Source organism: Enterobacter sp. ODB01, from assembly GCF_001623605.1.
Classification (GTDB): domain Bacteria; phylum Pseudomonadota; class Gammaproteobacteria; order Enterobacterales; family Enterobacteriaceae; genus Enterobacter; species Enterobacter kobei.
The window spans coordinates 879,630-903,431 of the sequence record NZ_CP015227.1; the positions used below are offsets into that span (position 1 = coordinate 879,630).

Sequence of the window (23,802 nt, forward strand, 5' to 3'; positions counted from 1 at the left end):
TTTTACTGGTATACCGGCAACAGATTAAAGCTCGACAGCACGTGAACCACCGCGTTACCCACCCCAAATACCAGGATCAGTGCAATCATCGGTTTGCCACCCCAGACGCGGAATTTAGGGCTACCGAAGCGTTTACGTGATTTACGCGCCAGCAGCGCCGGCACAATCGCCGCCCAGATGGTTGCCGCCAGACCCGCATAGCCGATGGCGTACAGGAAACCGTTCGGCCACAGCAGCCCCCCCGCAACGGGCGGCAGGAACGTCAGCAGCGCCGTTTTGAAACGTCCCATCGCGGAATCATCAAAGCCAAACAGATCCGCCAGGTAGTCAAACAGGCCCAGCGTCACGCCCAGGAAAGAGCTCGCCACCGCAAAGTTAGAGAAGATCACCAGCAGCAGATCCAGGCTGCGGCTGTTCAGCACGCCGCTCAGCGCCTGCACCAGCACGTCGATGTTACCGCCCTTCTGGGCAATGCCGATAAATTCCGGACGCGGGATGTTGCCCATCGTCCCCAGCAGCCAAATCACATACAGACCCAGCGCCAGCAGCGTACCGTAGACCAGACACTTCACAATGGTACGGGGATCTTTGCCGTAGTACTTCATCAGGCTCGGCACGTTACCGTGGTAACCGAACGACGCCAGACAGAACGGCAGCGTCATCAGCAGGTACGGGGTGTAGGAAGTATTCGCTTCCGCGACATTAAACAGCGTGGCGGGCGTGACGTGCCCCAGCAGGCTACCGAAGGTCAGGAAGAAGGTGATGACCTTGGCGCCCAACACAATCGCCGTCATGCGGCTCACCGCTTTGGTACTCATCCAGACGATAAAGGCCACGCCCAGAGCAAAACACAGACCCGCCAGACGCGCCGGAACGTTTAGCGACATCTCAGCAAAGGTGTGGTGCAGTATCGAACCGCTCGCGGAAATGTACGCGTAGGTCAGAATGTAGAGCACAAACGCGATGGAAAGCCCGTTTACCAGGTTCCAGCCCTTGCCCAGCAGATCTTTGGTGATGGTGTCGAAGCTGGAGCCAATGCGGTAGTTGAGGTTCGCCTCAAGGATCATCAGCCCGGAATGGAGCATACAGAACCAGGTAAAGACCAGCGCCGCCAGCGACCAGAAGAACCACGCACCGGACATGACCACAGGCAGGGAAAACATCCCGGCACCTATAATGGTTCCGCCGATGATCACCACGCCGCCAAGCAGCGAAGGTGACGTTTGGGTGGTGGTTAGTGTCGCCATACAGCCTTTTCTCCAGTCAATTATGCGGTTCTGCATTTTAGTGTGACGCACTGTACCAGTACAAGAGTACAAAGGGAATAAAAAAAGCCCCGATAGCATTTATCGGGGCTGTATATTTTACTTTACGTCAGAAGCGTAAGGCTTACGCGTCACCGAAACGACGACGGCTGGTGCCTTCTTCACGACGTGGGCCACGGTTTTCGCGGCGCTCGCCGGAGAAACGACGACCTTCACCACCGCGACCTTCTGTGCGACCGCCTTCACGACGCTCTCCGCCGAAACTGCGACCACCGCCACGACGTTCACCGCCACGGTCAGGACGTGGCTGAGCATCGCCCAGCAGCTGCATGTTCATCGGCTTGTTCAGGATGCGGGTGCGAGTAAAGTGCTGCAGTACTTCACCCGGCATACCTTTTGGCAGCTCGATGGTAGAGTGGGATGCGAACAGCTTGATGTTACCGATGTAACGGCTGCTGATGTCGCCTTCGTTAGCGATAGCGCCAACGATGTGACGAACTTCAACACCATCATCACGGCCCACTTCAATGCGGTACAGTTCCATATCGCCCGCTTCACGACGTTCACGACGTGGACGGTCTTCACCACCACGCTCTGGACGGTCACCACGTGGGCCACGATCGTTACGGTCGCCACGACGTTCAAAGCGATCGTCACGGTCACGGAATTCACGCTTAGGACGCATTGGCGCATCAGGTGGCACGATCAGAGTACGTTCGCCCTGCGCCATTTTCAGCAGTGCCGCAGCCAGGGTTTCCATGTCCAGCTCTTCGCCTTCAGCCGTAGGCTGAATCTGCGACAGCAGTGCACGGTACTGATCCAGATCGCTGCTTTCCAGCTGCTGCTGTACTTTCGCGGCGAATTTTTCCAGACGGCGTTTGCCCAGCAGTTCTGCGTTTGGCAGTTCAGCTTCTGGAATAGTCAGCTTCATGGTGCGTTCGATGTTACGCAGCAGACGACGCTCGCGGTTCTCAACGAACAGCAGCGCACGGCCCGCACGACCCGCACGACCGGTACGGCCGATACGGTGAACGTAAGACTCGGAATCCATCGGGATGTCGTAGTTAACAACCAGGCTGATACGCTCAACGTCCAGACCACGTGCTGCCACGTCGGTTGCAATAAGGATATCCAGACGACCGTCTTTCAGGCGCTCCAGCGTCTGCTCACGCAGAGCCTGGTTCATGTCACCGTTCAGTGCAGCGCTGTTGTAGCCGTTACGCTCCAGCGCTTCAGCCACTTCCAGGGTCGCGTTTTTGGTACGCACGAAGATAATCGCCGCATCAAAATCTTCCGCTTCCAGGAAACGTACCAGCGCTTCGTTTTTGCGCATGCCGTACACAGACCAGTAGCTCTGGCTGATGTCCGGGCGAGTGGTGACGCTGGACTGAATACGCACTTCCTGAGGATCTTTCATGAAGCGTTTGGTGATACGACGAATCGCCTCTGGCATGGTGGCAGAGAACAGCGCGGTCTGATGACCTTCTGGGATCTGCGCCATGATGGTTTCGACGTCTTCGATGAAGCCCATACGCAGCATTTCATCTGCTTCGTCCAGTACCAGACCGCTCAGTTTAGAGAGATCCAGCGTACCGCGCTTCAGGTGATCCAGCAGACGGCCCGGCGTACCGACAACAATCTGTGGGCCCTGGCGCAGGGCGCGTAACTGCACGTCATAACGCTGGCCACCGTAAAGGGCTACCACGTTTACGCCGCGCATATGTTTAGAGAATTCCGTCATGGCTTCAGCAACCTGAACAGCCAGTTCACGGGTTGGGGCCAGGACAAGGATCTGCGGTGCACGCAGGTCCGGATCGATGTTGTTCAGCAGCGGCAGCGAAAACGCTGCAGTTTTACCGCTACCAGTCTGGGCCATGCCCAGCACGTCACGACCAGAAAGCAGGTGTGGGATACACTCAGCCTGGATCGGAGATGGTTTTTCGTAACCCAGATCGTTAAGGGCTTCAAGGATAGGAGCCTTCAGGCCCAGATCTGCAAAAGTGGTTTCGAATTCAGCCATGTAGTACAAGTGCCTCGATATTAATGGCGGCCAGTCTACTTAGCTCATCGTGAAAATGATTAGCAATTTTCATTGAAAAGTGTGAACCGGCTCAAAGTAGGTGTATTGACGAACAACAACGCCCTCACCAGTTAAGGTGATGGCAATCAAAAGATTACGGGCTGATGTTTATGTCGTCAGCTATTGCTGGTCCGATTCTGCCAGGTCGTCTTGCTCCTGGCCCAAGAGCGATAATTCCAACAATGCATAACGGTGCTCAACGAAGTTGTGTACGTTGTTAGCAACCGCTAATTTGAACAGTGCCGTAGCGCTGTCCTTATCCCCCAGACTTAGGTAGTACTTACCTAAATAGAAGTTGGTTTCACTGAGATGCTCAGCGAGCGAGGTGTTATCCGTTGCGTCCGCCTTGAGGCGTTCCATCAGCGTTGCTTCGCTAATGTTGCCCAGGTAGAACTCGACAATGTTCCATCCCCACTGTTCCTTGTCCGATTTATCGAAGCGCTGTTTCAGGGCCTCTTTTGCCTGCTTCTCATCGAGCTTCTGCTCAACGATGTAAAGCCACAGGCTACGGAAAGGATCATTAGGATCGTCTTGATAAAACGCCAGCAGATCATCTTGCGCTAACTTATCACGACCGCCGTAGTACAATGCGATACCGCGATTCAAGTGCGCGTAGTTGTAAGTTGGATCAAGCTCAAGTACAGAATCAAACGCTTCATAGGCAGCATCAAAATTGCCTGCCTGCGTTAAATAAATGCCTAAGTAATTGAATACTTCAGGCATATCAGGTCGGATAGCCAGCGCTTGTGAAAAATCATTTCGCGCCAATGCCCTCAGACCGAGACTATCATACAACACTCCGCGCTCATATAAAAGCTGTGCGCGTTCGTCATCGGTTAAAGCCCGACTGGCAAGAATTTGTTCCATGCGTGCCAGAATCACTTCCTGCTGCAAAGTCGGTTGCAATGGCACTGCGAGGACTTCGCTCTTACGCCAGGCAGAGTTGCTGCATCCTGCCAGCGTTAAAGCTGTCGCAACGAAACACCAGCGCAAAAAAGGCTTCATTTCCCACTCCCGAAGACAACTATTGGATGAACGTCCTGTCCCCCGGCGGCTTAACAAGGCGTCCTGCCTGATACCAGGCCCTCCGCAATGCGGAGGGCAAATGGCAACCTTACTCGCCTTGCTGTTCAGCAGCCGGAGTTTCCGGCGCCGCAGCAGGCTGAGACTGCTCGGTTGCTTCTTTAATGCTCAGACGGATACGGCCCTGGCGGTCAACTTCCAGAACTTTAACCGGTACTTCCTGACCCATCTGCAGGTAATCGGTCACTTTCTCAACGCGCTTGTCAGCGATCTGAGAGATGTGAACCAGACCTTCTTTACCGCCACCGATGGCAACGAACGCGCCAAAGTCAACGATACGGGTCACTTTACCGTTGTAGATACGGCCCACTTCGATTTCAGCGGTGATCTCTTCGATACGACGGATAGCGAATTTCGCTTTCTCGCCGTCGGTTGCTGCGATCTTCACAGTACCGTCATCTTCGATTTCGATGGTGGTGCCCGTCTCTTCGGTCAGCGCACGGATTACGGAACCGCCCTTACCGATAACATCTTTGATCTTGTCTGGATTGATCTTGATGGTGTGGATACGTGGAGCGAACTGAGAAATGTCGCCACGCGGCGCGTTAATCGCCTGTTCCATCACGCCCAGGATGTGCAGACGCGCACCTTTAGCCTGGTTCAGAGCAACCTGCATGATCTCTTTAGTGATACCTTCAATTTTGATATCCATCTGCAGTGCAGAGATACCGTCGCGGGAACCCGCCACTTTGAAGTCCATATCGCCGAGGTGATCTTCGTCACCCAGAATGTCAGACAGAACAACGAAGTTGTCGCCTTCTTTCACCAGGCCCATTGCGATACCCGCAACAGCGGCTTTGATCGGCACGCCTGCATCCATCAGTGCCAGAGAAGCACCACATACGGAAGCCATGGAAGAAGAACCGTTAGATTCGGTGATTTCAGACACCACACGTACGGTGTACGGGAATTTGTCAGCTTCTGGCATCACGGCCAGCACGCCGCGCTTCGCCAGACGACCGTGACCAATTTCACGACGCTTCGGCGAGCCAACCATGCCGGTTTCCCCTACGGAGTACGGAGGGAAGTTGTAGTGGAACAGGAAGTTGTCAGTGCGCTCGCCCATCAGTTCGTCGATGATCTGTGCGTCACGAGCGGTACCCAGGGTCGCGGTGACCAGGGCCTGCGTTTCACCACGGGTAAACAGTGCGGAACCGTGAGTACGTGGCAGTACGCCAGTACGCACATCCAGACCACGGATCATGTCTTTTTCACGGCCATCAATACGCGGCTCGCCGGCCAGTACGCGGCTACGAACAACGTTTTTCTCGATAGCGTGCAGGATTTCGCCAATTTCGTTAGCGTCCAGCGTTTCGTCTTCAGCAACCAGGGTCGCGGTCACTTCAGATTTGATCACATCAACCTGAGCATAGCGCTCCTGTTTGTCGGTGATGCGGTACGCGTCGCTCAGACGAGACTCTGCCAGTGCCGCAACACGTGCGTTAAGCGCGTCGTTTGCTGCTTCTGGCTGCCAGTCCCAACGTGGCTTACCGGCTTCTTTCACCAGGTCGTTGATGTTCTGGATAACGATCTGCTGCTGATCGTGGCCGAAGACCACAGCGCCCAGCATCTGGTCTTCGCTCAGCAGTTCTGCTTCGGATTCAACCATCAGAACCGCCGCTTCAGTACCGGCAACAACCAGGTCCAGCTTACTTTCTTTCAGCTCTTCCTGAGTTGGGTTCAGCACGTACTGGTCATTGATGTAACCCACGCGCGCGGCACCGATTGGGCCATTGAATGGAATACCAGACAGTGACAGGGCTGCAGATGCACCGATCATCGCAACGATGTCCGGGTTAACCTGTGGGTTAACGGAAACTACGGTTGCGATAACCTGTACTTCGTTAACGAAGCCTTCCGGGAACAGCGGACGAACCGGGCGGTCAATCAGACGCGCGATCAGAGTTTCGCCTTCGCTTGGACGGCCTTCACGACGGAAGAAACCACCAGGGATTTTACCGGCAGCGTAGGTACGCTCCTGGTAGTTAACGGTCAGCGGGAAGAAGTCCTGACCTGGTTTAGCTTTTTTCTGGCCCACTACGGTGACGAACACCGCGGTGTCATCCATGCTTACCATAACGGCAGCAGTAGCCTGACGTGCCATCATGCCGGTTTCCAGCGTGACGGTATGTTGACCATACTGGAATTTACGAACGATCGGATTCAGCAAAATTCTGTCCTTTCTTAAATGTATGACAGCACACCACCGGCGTGCTGTCGATTTAACCCGACCTTCTTCGCATCCTCGCGACTAATGACAACCGACACCCCCATGGGTGAAGCCTCTCATTAGCCGCGCGAACCTCTGCAATGAAGATCATTTATAGCAACAATACAATAGTTTCCAGTGAATTGCTGCCGTCTGGTTGAAAAAAGGGGCCATCAGGCCCCCTTTTCTGAAACTCGCAAGACTTAGCGACGCAGACCCAGACGCTCGATCAGCGCGGTGTAACGTGCAACATCTTTACGTTTCAGGTAGTCGAGCAGTTTACGACGCTGAGAAACCATACGCAGCAGACCACGACGGCTGTGGTGATCTTTTTTGTGCTCTGCAAAGTGACCCTGCAGGTGGTTAATCTGTGCAGTCAGCAGAGCAACCTGAACTTCGGTAGAACCGCTGTCGTTAGTACCACGACCAAACTCAGAAACGATTTTAGCTTTAGCTTCAACGCTTAGAGACATTTTAAAACTCCAAAGTATAAAGAATGTAAGGGTGCCGATCTCTAATTCAGCGACCCCATGTACGCCTCGCAGATTGTTAAACAATTTACCAGGCGTTAAGCGGCAATATTCTACTCGTCTCCCCTGCTTATCGCAAGATGAGGCGTTATCACCGTCACGCGTCGACCGGATATTCGACGACCAGACGACGCGGCGCAACGCGCCCTTCGCCATCCATTTCGCCCATGCCGATAAACTTACCGTCGTCACCTTCGGTCACGCGCACCAGCCCTTCCAGCGGAGCTTCCGCCGTGCGAACCGGGTTGCCGTTCTTAAAGTAAACGGACGATGTTAAAGGAAGATTAACCACCGGGAAGTCCGCTGCCGGACTGTCCATTGGCATCAGCAAGGGATCCAGCAACGCTGCTGGCGCGATCCCCTGTACTTCCGCCTGTTCAACCAGCTCGCGCAGGTGCTCAAGCGTCACCATCCGCTCAACCGGATACTTACTCACAGCCAGACGGCGCAGGTAAATAACATGCGCACCGCAGCCCAGTTTTTCACCGAGGTCGTCGATGATGGTACGAATGTACGTCCCTTTGGAACATTGCACTTCCAGCTCCAGCTCATCACCTTCGTGGCGAATAAAGAGCAGCTCATACACGGTTATCGGACGAGCTTCGCGCGGAACGTCAATGCCCTGACGCGCATATTCGTAGAGTTTCTTGCCCTGGTATTTCAGGGCGGAATACATCGACGGCACCTGCATCGTGTCCCCGCGGAAGCTCTCCAGCGCAGCGTCAAGCTGTTCAGCACTGAAGGTCACCGGACGTTCTTCCACGACCAGGCCATCCGCGTCGGAGGTATCCGTGCGCTGGCCGAGCTTCGCGATAACGCGGTAACGCTTATCGGAGTCGAGCAGATACTGGGAAAACTTTGTCGCCTCTCCCAGGCAGATCGGCAGCATACCGGTCGCCAGCGGATCGAGCGCGCCGGTGTGGCCCGCCCGGTTGGCGTTATAAAGACGCTTCACTTTTTGCAGCACGTCGTTGCTGGATGCCCCCTGCGGTTTGTCCAGCAGCAGCACGCCATGCACGTCGCGACCACGACGACGAGGACGACTCATTAGTCCTCCTTGCTGTCGTCCGTCGGGTTAACACGACGTTCGTCGTCATGTTTCACCACGCTGGTCACCAGATTGGACATACGCATACCTTCTACCAGCGAGTTGTCGTAGAAGAAGGTCAGCTCAGGCACGATACGCAGACGCATCGCTTTGCCGAGCAGAGAGCGGATAAACCCGGAGGCTTCCTGCAGCGCTTTAATGCCGTTCTTCACGGCCGCTTCGTCCTGATCGTTCAGGAAGGTGACGAACACTTTGGCGTAGGCCAGGTCACGGGACATTTCCACGCCGGACACGGTGGTCATCACGCCGATGCGAGGGTCTTTAATTTCGCGTTGCAGGATAAGCGCGATCTCTTTTTGCATTTCCTGCGCCACGCGCTGTGGGCGACCAAATTCTTTCGCCATAATAAATTCTCCAGACAAAAAAGGGGCTTAAGCCCCTTTTGAAATAATTGCCGGATGGCGCTTCGCTAACCCGGCCTACGATCTCAATTAATCGATGCTGCGTTGGATCTCGATGATTTCGAACACTTCGATCATATCGCCAACGCGTACGTCGTTGTAGTTCTTCACACCGATACCACATTCCATGCCGTTACGGACTTCGTTAACGTCATCTTTGAAGCGGCGCAGAGATTCCAGCTCACCTTCGTAGATAACCACGTTGTCACGCAGTACGCGGATTGGGTTGTGACGCTTGATGGTACCTTCGGTAACCATACAGCCCGCGATCGCACCGAATTTCGGTGATTTGAACACGTCACGCACTTCAGCCAGACCGATGATCTGCTGTTTCAGCTCAGGAGACAGCATGCCGCTCATCGCCGCTTTCACTTCGTCGATCAGGTTATAGATGACGGAGTAGTAGCGCAGATCCAGGCTTTCCGCTTCGATCACGCGGCGAGCAGAAGCATCAGCACGCACGTTGAAGCCTACCAGGATGGCGTTGGACGCAGCAGCCAGGGTCGCGTCGGTTTCGGTGATGCCACCTACGCCAGAACCGATGATCTTCACTTTCACTTCGTCGGTAGACAGTTTCAGCAAGGAGTCGGAGATCGCTTCCACAGAACCCTGAACGTCAGCTTTCAGCACAACGTTCACTTCGTGAACTTCACCCTCGGTCATGTTAGCAAACATGTTCTCGAGTTTAGATTTCTGCTGACGAGCCAGTTTAACTTCACGGAATTTGCCCTGACGATACAGTGCCACTTCACGCGCTTTCTTCTCGTCACGCACGACGGTCACTTCGTCACCGGCAGCCGGCACACCGGACAGACCGAGGATTTCAACTGGAATGGACGGACCCGCTTCCAGCACTTCCTGACCCAGTTCGTTACGCATCGCACGAACACGACCGTATTCGAAGCCACACAGAACGATATCGCCCTTAAGCAGGGTACCTTCACGAACCAGAACGGTTGCAACCGGGCCACGACCTTTATCCAGGAAGGATTCGATCACCGCACCGCTCGCCATACCTTTACGCACGGCTTTCAGCTCCAGAACTTCAGCCTGCAGCAGGATAGCGTTCAGAAGGTCGTCAATACCGGTACCCGCTTTAGCAGATACTGGGATGAACTGTGCTTCACCGCCCCACTCTTCCGGCATAACGCCATACTGAGACAGTTCGTTTTTAACACGGTCCAGATCGGCTTCTGGCTTATCGATTTTGTTGACTGCAACAACCAGAGGCACCTGCGCCGCTTTCGCGTGCTGGATAGCTTCGATGGTTTGCGGCATTACGCCGTCGTCTGCAGCAACAACCAGCACAACGATATCCGTTGCCTGAGCACCACGAGCACGCATAGACGTAAACGCTGCGTGGCCTGGGGTATCCAGGAAGGTAATCATACCGTTGTCGGTTTCTACATGGTAAGCACCGATGTGCTGGGTAATACCACCCGCTTCGCCAGAGGCAACTTTCGTAGAACGAATGTAGTCAAGCAGAGAAGTTTTACCGTGGTCAACGTGACCCATAATGGTCACAACCGGTGCACGCGGTTCAGCCGCAGCGCCAGTATCACGGTCGCTCATTACGGCTTCTTCCAGCTCGTTTTCACGACGCAGGATAACTTTGTGGCCCATCTCTTCGGCAACCAGCTGCGCGGTTTCCTGGTCGATAACCTGGTTGATGGTCGCCATTGCACCCAGCTTCATCATCGCTTTGATGACCTGAGAGCCTTTAACCGCCATCTTGTTCGCCAGTTCGCCAACGGTGATGGTTTCGCCGATCACGACGTCACGGTTAACAGCCTGAGCGGGCTTCTGGAAGCTCTGCTGCAGAGCGGAACCTTTACGCTTGCCACCTTTACCACCGCGAACAGCAGCGCGTGCTTCTTCACGATCGGCTTTGGATTCAGCGTGCTTGTTACCTTTCTTCGCCGGACGCGCAGCTTTTGCATTACGACCACGGCCACGGCCGCCTTCTACTTCACGGTCGTTGTCATCTTCAGCCTGACGTGCGTGCTGAGAAGTGGTGACGTGATAGTCGCTGGTGTCTTCAGTCGGTTCAACGGTATTCACACCGTTCTTCTCGTTTTCTTCTGCCATACGGCGTGCTTCTTCAGCGACGCGGCGAGCTTCTTCTTCGAGCTTGCGGCGTGCTTCTTCTTCGGCTTTACGCTTCAGTTCGGCAGCTTCATTTTCACGACGGGCTTTTTCAGCCTGGGCAGTTTTGGTCATTTCGTCTGTCTGTTGATTGCTCACTTTGTCTTTTTCCGCAGCGTCACGCTTCACTTTATCACTGGCGTCGCGTTTCGCTTTTTCTGCGGCCTCACGTTCAGCTTTTAATTCTGCCTCGCGTTTGGCGGCAGCTTCCGCCTCACGCTGAGCTTGTTCTTCCGCTTCACGCTGTGCCTGCTCTTCCGCGGCAAGGCGTTCTGCCTCTTGCGGATCACGTTTTACAAAGGTGCGCGTCTTGCGGACTTCAATTTGTACCGATTTACTTTTGCCACCGGTACCAGGAATATTCAACGTGCTGCGCGTTTTGCGCTGCAGCGTTAACTTGTCAGGCGTAGAACCGTGCTCACGGTTCAGGTGCGTTAACAAGGTTTGTTTTTCTTGCGCGGTCACCGAGTCATCAGCGGACTTCGGGATCCCTGCATCAGCAAATTGCTGTACCAGGCGGTCCACGGAGGTCTGAATCTCAGCAGCCAGCGATTTTACAGTTACATCAGTCATGCTGTTCCTTCCTGCTACAGTTTATTACGCTTCGTCGCCGAACCAGCAAATATTACGTGCGGCCATGATGAGTTCGCCGGCTTTCTCGTCGGTTAAACCTTCGATATCAGCCAGGTCATCAACGCCTTGCTCAGCGAGATCTTCCAGCGTACAAACACCACGGGCAGCCAGCTTGAACGCAATCGCACGATCAAGACCTTCCAGATTCAGCAGGTCATCAGCCGGCTTCTTATCGCCAAGGCTTTCTTCCTGAGCCAGTGCCAGGGTGGTCAGTGCGTTTTTAGCGCGTTCACGCAGGGCTTCAACGGTTGGTTCATCCAGACCGTCAATTTCCAGCAGCTCTTTCATTGGCACATAGGCCAGTTCTTCCAGCGTAGAGAAACCTTCCTCAACCAGAACAGTGGCGAAATCTTCGTCAATGTCGAGGTATTTGGTGAAGGTATCGATCGCCGCATGGGCTTCAGCCTGATGCTTGGCCTGCAGGTCGTCAACGGTCATTACGTTGAGTTCCCAGCCGCTCAGCTGTGACGCCAGACGTACGTTCTGACCGTTACGGCCAATCGCCTGCGCCAGGTTGCCCGCTTCAACAGCGATATCCATGGTGTGTTTGTCTTCGTCAACAACGATAGACGCCACATCTGCCGGAGCCATTGCGTTGATCACGAATTGCGCCGGGTTGTCATCCCACAGAACGATATCAATACGTTCGCCGCCCAGCTCGGTAGATACCGCCTGAACACGCGCACCACGCATACCGACGCAAGCACCGACCGGGTCGATACGCTTGTCGTTCGTTTTCACCGCAATTTTCGCACGGGAGCCCGGATCGCGAGCCGCCGCTTTGATTTCGATGACTTCTTCACCGATTTCCGGTACTTCGATACGGAACAGTTCAACCAGCATTTCCGGTTTAGAACGGGTCACGAACAGTTGAGCACCACGCGCTTCAGGACGCACGGCGTACAGCACACCACGGATACGGTCGCCCGGGCGGAAGTTTTCACGCGGCAGCATGTCTTCACGCAGGATCACCGCTTCAGCGTTACCCGGCATCCCTTCGGATTTGATCTCCAGAGAGATGTTGTCGCGGTTTACTTTCTTCACCACGCCGGTAATGATTTCGCCTTCCTGATCGCGGAACTGATCAACCACCAGTGCGCGCTCGGCTTCGCGCACTTTCTGCACGATAACCTGTTTCGCGGTCTGGGTAGTGATACGGTCAAAGGTGACAGATTCAATCTGATCTTCAACGTAGTCACCCACGTTCAGACTTTCGTCTTCAAAACGTGCCGCTTCCAGCGTGATCTCTTTGGTCGGCTGGGTCACTTCTTCAACAATTACCCAACGACGGAATGTATCGAAGTCACCGCTTTTACGATCGATTTCTACGCGAACATCGATCTCTTGTTCGTATTTTTTCTTGGTTGCTGTAGCCAGTGCACTTTCCAGCGCTTCGAAAATCTTCTCACGCGGCAGTGATTTCTCGTTGGAAACGGCTTCAACAACAGCCAAAATTTCTTTGTTCATCGCGGGCTTTTCACCTCAATCCAGACTGTTAAAAGTGGGGAACCAGGTTCGCCTTCTGGATATTACTCAGCGCGAACACTTCATCTTTGCCTTCGACTGTCACCGTGATCATTTCACCATCAACGGCTTTGATAATTCCCTGCCATTTACGGCGGTTCTGTACGGCCATACGCAGAACGAGAGCCACTTCTTCACCGGTAAAGCGCACATAGTGCTCGGCCGTGAACATCGGACGATCGAGGCCAGGTGAGGAAACTTCCAGGTTGTACGCAACGGTAATTGGGTCTTCAACATCAAGAACCGCACTCACCTGGTGGCTGACATCAGCACAATCATCAACATTGATGCCATCTTCACTATCAATATAGATGCGCAGCGTCGATGTACGGCCGCGAACGAATTCGATGCCGACCAGTTCGTAGCCCAGTGCTTCGACCGGTGCAGTAATCATCTCTGTTAATTTTTGCTCTAATGTGGACAAGCCCACCCCCAAGACATAAAAAAAGGGCGTAAAGCCCAGTTATTCTGTAGTCAGATAACAAAAAACCCCGATAAATCGGGGCTTTAGATAACTGAACCCTATAGCCACAACTGTGGCCTGGAGCACTCTCCGAAAGAATTTTTTCAAATCCAGCTACGAAGGCTCTGAGTCTTCACAGTATATTTGAAAAAGAACTTTATGGGAAAGTGGTTGCGGGGGCCGGATTTGAACCGACGACCTTCGGGTTATGAGCCCGACGAGCTACCAGGCTGCTCCACCCCGCGCCTGAAACGTGGCAAATTCTACGCGTTTTGGACAGAATTTGCAAATAATGCTGGGATTTGGTACCGAAGACGGGACGTAAAATCGGCGTTTAGTATATTGATAGTTGACCCCACCTGTCAACCCAACTTCCATCAGACGAAACAGACCAAATTTTTTACAAAAAACGCACGAGTCTCTTCCGGTATTCGATAAAAGATGATTAAATGAATACTCACTTATTTTGCATAAAAATGCACAAGAGAGCGAAAGCGGTCTCTAATCAGTCAATCAAGCAGGGTTTTATTCTATGACGACGATTCTCAAGCATCTTCCGGTAGGACAACGTATTGGCATCGCTTTCTCAGGCGGCCTGGATACCAGCGCTGCACTGCTGTGGATGCGCCAGAAGGGAGCGGTTCCGTATGCATATACTGCGAACCTGGGTCAGCCGGATGAGGACGACTACGATGCTATTCCTCGTCGCGCGAAAGAGTATGGCGCAGAAAACGCGCGCCTGATTGACTGCCGTAAGCAACTCGTCGCGGAAGGTATTGCGGCTATTCAGTGTGGTGCGTTCCATAACACCACCGGCGGTCTGACCTATTTCAACACCACTCCACTGGGTCGCGCCGTTACCGGCACGATGCTGGTTGCCGCGATGAAAGAAGATGGCGTGAACATCTGGGGTGACGGCAGCACCTATAAAGGTAACGATATCGAACGTTTCTATCGTTATGGCCTGCTGACCAACGCCGAGCTGCAGATCTACAAACCCTGGCTGGATACCGACTTCATCGACGAGCTGGGTGGCCGTCATGAAATGTCCGAGTTTATGATTGCCTGCGGCTTTGACTACAAGATGTCCGTTGAGAAAGCCTACTCCACCGACTCCAACATGCTGGGTGCGACGCACGAAGCGAAGGACCTGGAATTCCTGAACTCCAGCGTGAAGATCGTTAACCCAATCATGGGCGTGAAGTTCTGGGATGAGAACGTGAAGATCGCGGCAGAAGAGGTGACCGTACGTTTCGAGCGTGGTCATCCGGTTGCCCTGAACGGCAAAACGTTCTCTGATGACGTAGAGCTGATGCTGGAAGCGAACCGCATTGGCGGCCGTCACGGTCTGGGCATGAGTGACCAGATTGAGAACCGTATTATCGAAGCGAAAAGCCGTGGCATTTATGAAGCCCCGGGGATGGCGCTGCTGCATATCGCTTATGAGCGTCTGCTGACCGGGATCCACAACGAAGACACCATTGAGCAGTATCACTCTCATGGTCGTCAGCTGGGTAAACTGCTGTATCAGGGTCGCTGGTTCGATCCGCAGGCACTGATGCTGCGTGATGCGCTGCAGCGCTGGGTGGCGAGTGCCATTACCGGTGAGGTCACTCTGGAACTGCGTCGCGGCAACGACTACTCCATCCTGAACACCGTGTCTGACAACCTGACCTATAAAGCAGAGCGTCTGACCATGGAGAAAGGTGAGTCGGTGTTCTCGCCAGATGACCGTATTGGTCAGCTGACCATGCGTAACCTGGACATCACCGATACCCGTGAAAAGCTGTTCAATTATGTTGAGAATGGTCTGCTCTCCGCAAGCTCCGGTAACGGCCTGCCGCAGGTGGAAAACCTGGAGCACAGCGATAAGAAGTAATCGCTATTCAGAAATGCAGAAGGCACTCTTAGGGTGCCTTTTTTATGCCCTTTTGTAGGGCGGGTAAGCGCAGCGCCACCCGCCATTTTGCCCGGTGGCGCTGCGCTTACCGGGCCTACGAAAACAAAAAGTACAGACGAAAAAAAAGACGTCTTTCGACGTCTTTCTTCTGGAATATTGGTACCGAGGATGGGACTCGAACCCACAAGCCCGTTAGGGCACTACCACCTCAAGGTAGCGTGTCTACCAATTCCACCACCTCGGTACGGAATACTTACTGCGGGATATCGCTGGTTGGCTTCGCCGGTGCAGCTGGCTGAGTCTGCTCAGTTTTCGCTGGCGCGCTCAGGTTTTCCCACTCGCTTCCTTTACTGGTCTTGTTGCTGTTGATATTGCCCAGCACCAGACTGATGATGAAGAACAGCGTAGCCAGAATCGCTGTCGTACGGGTCATGAAGTTCGCAGAACCACTTGAACCGAACAGCGTACCGGAAGCGCCTGCTCCGAAGGAGGCTCCCATATCAGCGCCTTTACCTTGCTGCAGCATAATCAGCGCTACGAGAGCGATGGCTACAATAAGGAAAATAACTAAAAGAGCTTCGTACATAATCAACCTGTTCCTTGCGGATTTGCCGCATACCAATGCTTCGACCAATTAGCAGGATTTTTGTTTCCCACTGAAGCGGGTGTGAATACTAACCAAAGCGAATGGCCTTCGCAAGGGCATTTTTGAGCCATTGTATCAACTGCGGAAAAAAACAGCAAAAAGCCATTAATTGCTTAAAACAAAGGCGACAAAAGTCGCCTTTTTAAACAGTTAGCGTGCAAGTTTATGCAGCTTTAACGGCATCAGCAATACGGTGGGCAAATTCAGTCACCTGCGCTTCATCCTCACCTTCCACCATAACGCGAATCAGTGGTTCAGTTCCGGACTTACGCAGCAGCACGCGGCCACGGCTTCCCAGCGCCGCTTCAACGTCAGCCATTACCGCTTTCACATTGTCATTTTCCAGCGGATCGCCTTTACCTGCCGTGAAACGCACGTTCACCAGGATCTGCGGGAACATTTTCATGCCGCTGCAGAGATCGTGCAGGCTCATATGGTTACGGGCCATCGCTGCGACGACCTGAAGCGCAGCCACGATGCCGTCACCGGTGGTGGTTTTGTCGAGCAGGATCACGTGGCCTGAGTTTTCTGCGCCAATGCGCCAGCCTTTCTCCTGAAGCTTCTCCAGCACGTAACGGTCACCCACTTTCGCGCGAACAAACGGGATACCCAGCTGTTTCAGCGCCAGCTCCAGGCCCATGTTGCTCATCAGCGTGCCGACGGCACCACCGCGCAGTTGACCCTGACGCAGCCCTTCACGGGCGATGATGTAGAGGATCTGATCGCCATCAACCTTGTTGCCTTCGTGGTCGACCATGATCACGCGATCGCCGTCGCCATCCAGCGCAATACCCAGGTCGGCCTTCTCTGCCAGCACGCGCGCCTGCAGGGCACGCACGTCCGTCGCACCAACCTGCTCGTTAATGTTCAGACCATCCGGCTCGCAGCCAATGGTGATCACTTTGGCGCCCAGCTCGCGGAATACGTTTGGCGCAATGTGGTAGGTTGCACCGTTGGCGCAGTCCACCACAATTTTAAGGTGGGCAAGGCTCAGTTCGTTCGGGAAGGTGCCTTTGCAAAACTCAATATAGCGACCCGCGGCATCGACGATACGGTTTGCTTTACCCAGCTCTGCGGAGTCCACGCAGGTGATCTCTTTTTCCATTTCGGCTTCAATGGCTTCTTCCACTTCATCCGGCAGCTTGGTGCCATCAATGGAGAAGAACTTGATGCCGTTGTCATAGAACGGGTTATGGGAGGCCGAAATCACAATTCCCGCTTCCGCGCGGAAGGTACGGGTCAGATACGCAACAGCCGGCGTTGGCATTGGGCCAGTAAAGGAAGCTGACAGCCCCGCGGCTGCCAGTCCGGCTTCCAGCGCCGATTCCAGCATATAACCTGAAATACGGGTATCTTTACCAATAATGATCTTACGGGAACCATGACGTGCGAGTACCTTGCCAGCAGCCCAGCCAAGCTTAAGGACAAAATCAGGCGTGATAGGCGCATCGCCGACACGCCCACGGATACCATCGGTCCCAAAATATTTACGATTACTCATAGCGTTTGTTTTCCTTCGCTGCCAGTGTGGCTTCCACCACGCGCATGGCTTCTACTGTTTCTTTGACGTCATGGACACGAATAATATGCGCGCCTTGCATCGCCGCAATGACCGCGCAGGCCAGACTACCACTCAGGCGCTCGCTCGGCCCTACGTTAAGCAATTGGCCAATCATCGATTTTCTCGACATCCCCACCAGCAGCGGCAGGCCGAAGTGATGGAATTCCGATAAGCGCGCAAGCAGTGCATAGTTGTGGGAGAGATTTTTACCGAAACCGAACCCCGGGTCGAGCAGCAATTTCTCTTTTGGGATGCCTGCACGCTCACAGCGTTCAATATGCTCAATAAAGAAGCGATTCACATCAGCAAAGACATCGTCATACTTCGGCGCCTCCTGCATGGTTTTCGGCTGCCCCTGCATGTGCATCAGGCACACAGGCAACCCTGTCTCAGCAGCGGCTTCGATTGCACCGGGTTCAGTCAGCGAGCGGATATCATTAATAATGTGAGCACCCACTCTCGCCACTTCACGAATCACTTCTGGTTTGGAAGTATCGACGGAGATCCATACCTCAAAACGTTGTGCGATTGCCTCAACGACCGGCACCACGCGCGCCAGCTCTTCTTCCACCGACACATCCGCTGCCCCTGGGCGCGTCGATTCACCGCCGACATCAATGATGGTAGCACCTGCGTTGATCATTAAATTCGCGTGCTTAACCGCGTCGATAAGCGTGTTGTGCGTGCCGCCGTCAGAGAAGGAGTCAGGGGTAACATTCAGGATACCCATCACATGAGGATGTGAGAGATCGAGATGCGAGTCCTGGGCGAAGAGTTTCATGGCTAAATCCCTGGTATCAATATGGTTAAATGAAAAAGAAAAACCCCGGAGCAAGCTCCAGGGTTTGAGATACAGACAAACGCTTCAACAGCAGTGACTTACTTGTCGCCCAACTGTTCTGACATGGTGTTGCCCGGGTTCGGCGTACGCGGTTCATCGACCGGACGCGGCGCACGCGGGGTGCCATTGTTGTCAGAATTGTTGGAAGCACCTGGGTCTTCCCAGCCTGCTGGCGGACGCACTTCGCGGCGAGCCATCAGGTCGTCAATCTGCGGTGCATCGATGGTCTCATATTTCATGAGCGCATCTTTCATCGAATGCAGGATGTCCATATTGTCGTTCAGGATCTGACGCGCGCGACCGTAGTTACGTTCAATCAGCGCTTTCACTTCCTGGTCGATGATACGAGCCGTCTCATCGGACATATGTTTCGCTTTTGCCACGGAGCGGCCCAGGAATACTTCACCCTCTTCCTCTGCATAAAGCAGCGGACCGAGTTTGTCGGAGAAGCCCCACTGAGTGACCATGTTACGTGCCAGGTTTGTCGCCACTTTAATGTCGTTCGACGCACCGGTAGAAACATGTTCCGGCCCGTAGATGATCTCTTCCGCCAGACGACCACCGTACAGGGTTGAAATCTGGCTTTCCAGTTTCTGACGGCTGGCGCTGATCGCGTCGCCTTCAGGCAGGAAGAAGGTCACACCCAGCGCACGACCGCGCGGAATAATCGTCACTTTGTGTACCGGATCGTGCTCCGGTACCAGGCGGCCAATAATCGCGTGACCGGCTTCGTGATATGCCGTGGACTCTTTCTGCGCTTCCGTCATCACCATGGAGCGACGTTCCGCACCCATCATGATTTTGTCTTTCGCTTTCTCGAACTCCACCATGGACACCACGCGCTTGTTACCGCGAGCGGCGAACAGAGCAGCTTCGTTGACCAGGTTAGCCAGATCCGCACCGGAGAAGCCCGGGGTACCACGCGCAATAATTGCCGCGTCGATATCTGGCGCCAGCGGTACGCGACGCATGTGCACTTTCAGAATCTGTTCACGACCACGAACATCTGGCAGACCGACCACAACCTGACGGTCGAAACGGCCTGGACGCAGCAGCGCCGGGTCAAGTACGTCCGGACGGTTAGTTGCGGCGATAACGATAATACCTTCGTTACCTTCGAAGCCGTCCATCTCAACCAGCATCTGGTTCAGAGTCTGTTCACGTTCATCGTGACCACCGCCCAGGCCCGCGCCACGCTGGCGGCCTACGGCGTCGATTTCATCGATGAAGATAATGCACGGTGCTGCCTTCTTAGCCTGCTCGAACATGTCACGCACACGAGATGCACCCACACCCACGAACATTTCGACGAAGTCAGAACCTGAAATAGTAAAGAACGGTACCTTCGCTTCACCTGCGATAGCTTTCGCCAGCAGGGTTTTACCGGTACCCGGAGGGCCGACCATCAGCACGCCTTTCGGGATCTTACCGCCCAGTTTCTGGAAACGGCTCGGCTCGCGCAGGTATTCAACCAGTTCACCGACTTCTTCTTTCGCTTCGTCACAACCTGCAACGTCAGCGAACGTAGTCTTAATCTGGTCTTCCGTCAGCATACGCGCCTTGCTCTTACCGAACGACATGGCACCTTTGCCACCGCCGCCCTGCATCTGGCGCATAAAGAAGATCCAGACGCCGATGAGAAGCAGCATCGGGAACCAGGAAATGAAGATTGAAGCCAACAGGCTTGGTTCTTCTGGCGGCTCGCCTACCACTTTGACGTTTTTGGTCAGAAGGTTATCAAGCAGCTTAGGATCGTTCACCGGGATGTAAGTCGTGTAACGGTTACTATCTTTCTTGGTAACGTTGATCTCACGTCCGTTGATACGCGCTTCGCGAACCTGGTCCTGATTGACCTCCTGCAGGAAGGTAGAATAATCCACCTTGCGGCCATTCGACTCGCTGGGCCCAAAGCTCTGGAATACTGACATCAGCACAACGGCAATGACCAGCCAGAGTATTAGGTTTTTCGCCATGTCACTCAAGGGATTAACCTCATATTACAACTGTGTTAAAAACAGCGTCAGGATACTCTATATCCAGTTTCATTCAAACTTTCGCCTGAAATCTACCGGTTATCATTTTCGCCCGGTCGCTACAATATACACTTCGCGGGAACGGGCCCGGGAAGAGTCCGGCTTACGAACTTTGACCTTCGCAAACAGGGAGCGAATTTCCTTAAGATACTCCTCGAAACCTTCGCCCTGAAACACCTTCACAACAAAACTACCACCAGGCGCTAGTACATCACGACACATTTCTAACGCTAGCTCCACCAGATACATGGCGCGGGGGATATCCACCGCCGGTGTTCCACACATATTTGGTGCCATATCTGACATGACAACCTGGACATTACTGTCACCTACACGATCAAGTAACGCTTTAAGCACTAATTCATCACGAAAGTCGCCCTGAAGGAAGTCGACACCGACGATAGGATCCATTGGTAAAAGATCGCACGCGATGATTCGGCCCGTTCCGCCGATCTGCGTTACCGCATACTGGGACCATCCGCCAGGTGCCGCACCGAGGTCAACAACCGTCATCCCCGGCTTAAAAAGTTTGTCACTTTGCTGTATTTCATCAAGTTTAAACCAGGCACGGGAACGCAACCCCTTTTTCTGCGCCTGTTGAACATATTTATCGCTAAAGTGTTCCTGAAGCCAGCGGCTGGAGCTGGCAGAACGCTTTTTACCTGTCATTTAACATTTCCGTCCTGGTTCATCGTTACCTGCCTGTGACGTAAATTTCTACGCAGCTATTTGGCGATATAAGGGAGATGGCGGTAGAATGAACCGTTTTCAATCCCAACGTAAGCAAAAATATACGATGAATCTGAGTACTAAACAAAAACAGCACCTTAAAGGTCTGGCACATCCGCTCAAGCCTGTAGTGATGCTTGGCAACAATGGTTTGACCGAAGGGGTGCTTGCCGAGATTGAACAAGCGCTGGAACACCACGAGCTGATCAAGGTGAAAATCGCCTCTGAAGACAGAGACACTAAAAACCTGATCGTGGAAGCCATCGTGCGCGAAACCGGCGCCTGTAATGTACAGGTCATCGGTAAAACGCTGGTGCTCTACCGCCCATCTAAAGAGCGTAAAATCTCGCTGCCACGCTAAGGATATCCTGAATCGAACACATTTTCTGTGTGAAACGAGGGATTTCTGTCAGCAGGCGAGCAAAATGCCATGCTCCTTGAGTTGATAAAAGGCCGCTATGCGGCCTTTTTCTTTTCTTTACAATGTATCAACATCTTACCAGAGATGCGAATTACAGGTATTCAACCTTAATAATTTCGTATTCCACTTCACCGCCAGGCGTGCGAATGGTAACAACATCATCCTGCTCTTTGCCAATCAGGCCGCGAGCAATCGGAGAGTTCACGGAAATCAGGTTCTGTTTGAAGTCTGCTTCATCATCACCCACGATGCGATAGGTCTGCTCTTCGTCGTTGTCCAGGTTCAGCACGGTCACGGTTGAACCAAAGATCACACGCCCATTGTTAGGCATCTTGGTGATATCGATAACCTGCGCATTGGACAGTTTTGCTTCGATATCTTTGATACGTCCTTCACAGAAGCCCTGCTGCTCACGCGCCGCATGGTATTCAGCGTTCTCCTTCAGGTCGCCATGCTCACGCGCATCCGCGATAGCGGCGATAATTTCAGGGCGACGAACGGATTTCAGGAAATCCAGCTCTTCGCGCAGTTTTTCGGCACCACGTAAGGTCATCGGAATAGCTTGCATTTGTTATACCTCTTAAACATTCCTGTTGGGAGCAGTGTTCCCTGCCCCTGCCCCCCTAAGCGGGCAAGAAGCAAAAAGAAAACCGACCCGGGAGCAACGCCCCAGGTCAGCAGCAATTTTTCAATTTGATACGCATTTTACCGCGAAGTTCACTATGGGTCATCGTTTACTTTGCAGTGCTATGCACCGTAGTATGACGGTTTGTTTTCGGGTTGTTAGCGCGAGATTATGCGATTTTCCAGATTTATCATCGGATTGACTACCAGTATAGCGTTCAGCGTTCAGGCCGCGAATGTTGATGAGTACATTAATCAGCTACCCGCAGGTGCTAACCTTGCATTGATGGTGCAGAAGGTCGGGGCGCAGACGCCAGAGATTGACTATCACAGTCAACAGATGGCGCTGCCTGCCAGTACCCAAAAGGTGATCACGGCCCTCGCCGCGCTGCTTCAGCTCGGCCCTGACTTTCGTTTTACCACCACGCTTGAGAGCAAAGGCAACATTGAGGGCGGTGTACTGAAGGGCGATCTTATTGCCCGTTTTGGCGGCGATCCGACCTTTAAGCGCCAGGATATCCGCAATATGGTGGCGGTGCTGAAAAAATCCGGTGTGACGAAAATCGAGGGTAACGTGCTGATCGACACCTCGATTTTTGCCAGCCATGATAAAGCGCCAGGCTGGCCGTGGAACGACATGACGCAATGCTTTAGCGCACCACCCGCCGCCGCGATTGTTGACCGCAACTGCTTTTCAATTTCCCTTTACAGCGCGCCCAAACCGGATGATTTAGCGTTTATCCGCGTGGCATCCTACTACCCGGTGACCATGTTTAGCCAGGTGCGTACGCTGGCCAAAGGCTCCCCGGATGCCCAGTATTGTGAACTGGACGTGGTGCCTGGCGATCTTAACCGTTTCACGCTCACCGGCTGTCTGACCCAGCGCGCCGATCCCCTGCCGCTGGCCTTTGCAATACAAGATGGCGCGAGCTACGCGGGTGCCATTCTGAAGGATGAACTGAAGCAGGCAGGCATTAGCTACTCCGGTACGCTGCTCCGCCAGACGCAGGTCAACCAGCCCGGAACGGTCATCGCCAGCAAACAGTCGCCTCCGCTGCACGATTTGCTGCGAATTATGCTGAAAAAGTCTGACAACATGATTGCTGATACGGTGTTCCGCATGATCGGCCACGCGCGTTTTGGCGTGCCGGGAACCTGGCGCGCGGGCTCAGACGCTGTGCGCCAGATCCTGCGCCAACAGGCGGGAATCGATCTGGGTAATACCATTGCTGTCGATGGTTCCGGATTATCGCGTCATAATTTGATCGCACCGGCAACCATGATGCAAGTGCTTCAGTACATTGCACAACATGACTCTGAGCTAAACTTTATTTCAATGCTGCCGCTTGCCGGGCATGACGGTTCTCTGCAGTATCGCGCCGGGCTTCACGCGGCCGGCGTAGATGGCAAAGTATCCGCTAAAACAGGTTCACTGCAGGGCGTTTACAATCTTGCAGGGTTCATCACGACAGCCAGCGGACAACGCATGGCCTTCGTACAGTATCTTTCCGGCTATGCCGTCGAACCGACCGATCAGCGCAACCGTCGTATTCCGCTGGTTCGCTTCGAAAGCAGGCTTTATAAAGACATTTATCAGAATAACTAG

20 protein-coding genes and 2 tRNA genes are annotated in these 23,802 nt (G+C 53.7%); 3 read left to right on the top strand and 19 right to left on the bottom strand.

Annotated features, from left to right (window positions below):
* Positions 1-2: 2 nt before the first annotated feature.
* From mtr to A4308_RS04245, 12 genes are all read right to left on the bottom strand, one after another.
* On the bottom strand, positions 3-1,247 hold the full coding sequence (gene mtr, locus A4308_RS04195) for a tryptophan permease (protein WP_045134771.1): 1,245 nt from the start codon (positions 1,245-1,247) through the stop codon (positions 3-5).
* Between the two features lie 142 nt (positions 1,248-1,389).
* On the bottom strand, positions 1,390-3,285 hold the full coding sequence (locus tag A4308_RS04200; protein ID WP_014885369.1) for a DEAD/DEAH family ATP-dependent RNA helicase: 1,896 nt from the start codon (positions 3,283-3,285) through the stop codon (positions 1,390-1,392).
* Entirely contained in the window at positions 3,278-3,358 is an 81-nt protein-coding gene (gene yrbN / locus A4308_RS22380) for a protein YrbN (RefSeq protein ID WP_097397692.1), read from the bottom strand. Before yrbN ends, A4308_RS04200 begins: the two co-directional genes overlap by 8 nt.
* 107 nt (positions 3,359-3,465) lie before the next feature.
* Positions 3,466-4,350, bottom strand: a complete 885-nt coding sequence (gene nlpI / locus A4308_RS04205) for a lipoprotein NlpI (protein WP_013098912.1) — start codon at positions 4,348-4,350, stop codon at positions 3,466-3,468.
* 109 nt (positions 4,351-4,459) lie between these two features.
* Positions 4,460-6,598: a polyribonucleotide nucleotidyltransferase gene (gene pnp, locus A4308_RS04210; RefSeq protein ID WP_023331391.1), complete on the bottom strand. Its 2,139-nt coding sequence runs from the start codon at positions 6,596-6,598 to the stop codon at positions 4,460-4,462.
* Positions 6,599-6,840: 242 nt separating this feature from the next.
* Positions 6,841-7,110, bottom strand: a complete 270-nt coding sequence (gene rpsO, locus A4308_RS04215) for a 30S ribosomal protein S15 (RefSeq protein WP_003861789.1) — start codon at positions 7,108-7,110, stop codon at positions 6,841-6,843.
* A 154-nt stretch (positions 7,111-7,264) separates the two neighbouring features.
* Complete coding sequence (truB, locus tag A4308_RS04220; RefSeq protein WP_045134770.1) at positions 7,265-8,215, bottom strand: tRNA pseudouridine(55) synthase TruB; 951 nt, start codon at positions 8,213-8,215, stop codon at positions 7,265-7,267.
* Entirely contained in the window at positions 8,215-8,619 is a 405-nt protein-coding gene (gene rbfA / locus A4308_RS04225) for a 30S ribosome-binding factor RbfA (RefSeq protein ID WP_014885372.1), read from the bottom strand. The genes truB and rbfA overlap by 1 nt, the downstream gene beginning before the upstream one ends.
* A gap of 87 nt (positions 8,620-8,706) precedes the next feature.
* Positions 8,707-11,394 (bottom strand): translation initiation factor IF-2, encoded by a 2,688-nt coding sequence (gene infB / locus A4308_RS04230; protein ID WP_014885373.1) that lies wholly within the window; start codon positions 11,392-11,394, stop codon positions 8,707-8,709.
* A 24-nt stretch (positions 11,395-11,418) separates the two neighbouring features.
* The gene (gene nusA / locus A4308_RS04235) at positions 11,419-12,921 is read right to left on the bottom strand and encodes a transcription termination factor NusA (protein ID WP_014885374.1); all 1,503 of its coding nucleotides are present in this window, start codon (positions 12,919-12,921) and stop codon (positions 11,419-11,421) included.
* 28 nt (positions 12,922-12,949) lie between these two features.
* Entirely contained in the window at positions 12,950-13,402 is a 453-nt protein-coding gene (rimP, locus tag A4308_RS04240) for a ribosome maturation factor RimP (RefSeq protein ID WP_014833432.1), read from the bottom strand.
* 207 nt (positions 13,403-13,609) lie between these two features.
* Positions 13,610-13,686, bottom strand: a tRNA-Met gene (locus A4308_RS04245).
* A gap of 287 nt (positions 13,687-13,973) precedes the next feature.
* On the opposite strand from A4308_RS04245, the gene argG reads away from it, so the two are divergent.
* Entirely contained in the window at positions 13,974-15,320 is a 1,347-nt protein-coding gene (gene argG, locus A4308_RS04250) for an argininosuccinate synthase (RefSeq protein WP_014885375.1), read from the top strand.
* Between the two features lie 178 nt (positions 15,321-15,498).
* On the opposite strand, the gene A4308_RS04255 is transcribed toward argG, so the two are convergent.
* From A4308_RS04255 to rlmE, 6 genes are all read right to left on the bottom strand, one after another.
* Positions 15,499-15,585 (bottom strand) — tRNA-Leu (locus A4308_RS04255).
* 9 nt (positions 15,586-15,594) lie between these two features.
* The gene (gene secG, locus A4308_RS04260; RefSeq protein WP_003861803.1) at positions 15,595-15,927 is read right to left on the bottom strand and encodes a preprotein translocase subunit SecG; all 333 of its coding nucleotides are present in this window, start codon (positions 15,925-15,927) and stop codon (positions 15,595-15,597) included.
* 223 nt (positions 15,928-16,150) lie between these two features.
* Positions 16,151-17,488, bottom strand: a complete 1,338-nt coding sequence (glmM, locus tag A4308_RS04265; protein ID WP_014885376.1) for a phosphoglucosamine mutase — start codon at positions 17,486-17,488, stop codon at positions 16,151-16,153.
* Complete coding sequence (folP, locus tag A4308_RS04270; RefSeq protein ID WP_014885377.1) at positions 17,481-18,329, bottom strand: dihydropteroate synthase; 849 nt, start codon at positions 18,327-18,329, stop codon at positions 17,481-17,483. The genes glmM and folP overlap by 8 nt, the downstream gene beginning before the upstream one ends.
* A gap of 98 nt (positions 18,330-18,427) precedes the next feature.
* Positions 18,428-20,362 carry an ATP-dependent zinc metalloprotease FtsH gene (ftsH, locus tag A4308_RS04275; protein ID WP_013098921.1) on the bottom strand — a complete coding sequence of 645 codons (1,935 nt, stop codon included), beginning with the start codon at positions 20,360-20,362 and terminating at the stop codon, positions 18,428-18,430.
* Positions 20,363-20,464: 102 nt separating this feature from the next.
* Complete coding sequence (gene rlmE / locus A4308_RS04280; RefSeq protein WP_045281408.1) at positions 20,465-21,091, bottom strand: 23S rRNA (uridine(2552)-2'-O)-methyltransferase RlmE; 627 nt, start codon at positions 21,089-21,091, stop codon at positions 20,465-20,467.
* A gap of 127 nt (positions 21,092-21,218) precedes the next feature.
* On the opposite strand from rlmE, the gene yhbY reads away from it, so the two are divergent.
* Entirely contained in the window at positions 21,219-21,512 is a 294-nt protein-coding gene (gene yhbY, locus A4308_RS04285; RefSeq protein ID WP_003861814.1) for a ribosome assembly RNA-binding protein YhbY, read from the top strand.
* A 151-nt stretch (positions 21,513-21,663) separates the two neighbouring features.
* Here the strand turns inward: yhbY and greA are convergent, their stop codons facing one another.
* Positions 21,664-22,140 (bottom strand): transcription elongation factor GreA, encoded by a 477-nt coding sequence (greA, locus tag A4308_RS04290; protein ID WP_014171793.1) that lies wholly within the window; start codon positions 22,138-22,140, stop codon positions 21,664-21,666.
* Between the two features lie 228 nt (positions 22,141-22,368).
* On the opposite strand from greA, the gene dacB reads away from it, so the two are divergent.
* Positions 22,369-23,802: a serine-type D-Ala-D-Ala carboxypeptidase gene (gene dacB, locus A4308_RS04295; RefSeq protein ID WP_014885378.1), complete on the top strand. Its 1,434-nt coding sequence runs from the start codon at positions 22,369-22,371 to the stop codon at positions 23,800-23,802.

Bases quoted from the DNA above. Each gene is read 5' to 3' on its own strand.
- yhbY (WP_003861814.1), top strand. From the start codon at position 21,219: ATGAATCTGAGTACTAAACAAAAACAGCACCTTAAAGGTCTGGCACAT.
- greA (WP_014171793.1), bottom strand. From the start codon at position 22,140: ATGCAAGCTATTCCGATGACCTTACGTGGTGCCGAAAAACTGCGCGAA.
- yrbN (WP_097397692.1), bottom strand. From the start codon at position 3,358: ATGAAAATTGCTAATCATTTTCACGATGAGCTAAGTAGACTGGCCGCC.
- infB (WP_014885373.1), bottom strand. From the start codon at position 11,394: ATGACTGATGTAACTGTAAAATCGCTGGCTGCTGAGATTCAGACCTCC.
- rpsO (WP_003861789.1), bottom strand. From the start codon at position 7,110: ATGTCTCTAAGCGTTGAAGCTAAAGCTAAAATCGTTTCTGAGTTTGGT.
- argG (WP_014885375.1), top strand. From the start codon at position 13,974: ATGACGACGATTCTCAAGCATCTTCCGGTAGGACAACGTATTGGCATC.
- rlmE (WP_045281408.1), bottom strand. From the start codon at position 21,091: ATGACAGGTAAAAAGCGTTCTGCCAGCTCCAGCCGCTGGCTTCAGGAA.
- nusA (WP_014885374.1), bottom strand. From the start codon at position 12,921: ATGAACAAAGAAATTTTGGCTGTTGTTGAAGCCGTTTCCAACGAGAAA.
- dacB (WP_014885378.1), top strand. From the start codon at position 22,369: ATGCGATTTTCCAGATTTATCATCGGATTGACTACCAGTATAGCGTTC.
- truB (WP_045134770.1), bottom strand. From the start codon at position 8,215: ATGAGTCGTCCTCGTCGTCGTGGTCGCGACGTGCATGGCGTGCTGCTG.
- mtr (WP_045134771.1), bottom strand. From the start codon at position 1,247: ATGGCGACACTAACCACCACCCAAACGTCACCTTCGCTGCTTGGCGGC.
- glmM (WP_014885376.1), bottom strand. From the start codon at position 17,488: ATGAGTAATCGTAAATATTTTGGGACCGATGGTATCCGTGGGCGTGTC.
- secG (WP_003861803.1), bottom strand. From the start codon at position 15,927: ATGTACGAAGCTCTTTTAGTTATTTTCCTTATTGTAGCCATCGCTCTC.
- A4308_RS04200 (WP_014885369.1), bottom strand. From the start codon at position 3,285: ATGGCTGAATTCGAAACCACTTTTGCAGATCTGGGCCTGAAGGCTCCT.
- nlpI (WP_013098912.1), bottom strand. From the start codon at position 4,350: ATGAAGCCTTTTTTGCGCTGGTGTTTCGTTGCGACAGCTTTAACGCTG.
- rbfA (WP_014885372.1), bottom strand. From the start codon at position 8,619: ATGGCGAAAGAATTTGGTCGCCCACAGCGCGTGGCGCAGGAAATGCAA.
- ftsH (WP_013098921.1), bottom strand. From the start codon at position 20,362: ATGGCGAAAAACCTAATACTCTGGCTGGTCATTGCCGTTGTGCTGATG.
- folP (WP_014885377.1), bottom strand. From the start codon at position 18,329: ATGAAACTCTTCGCCCAGGACTCGCATCTCGATCTCTCACATCCTCAT.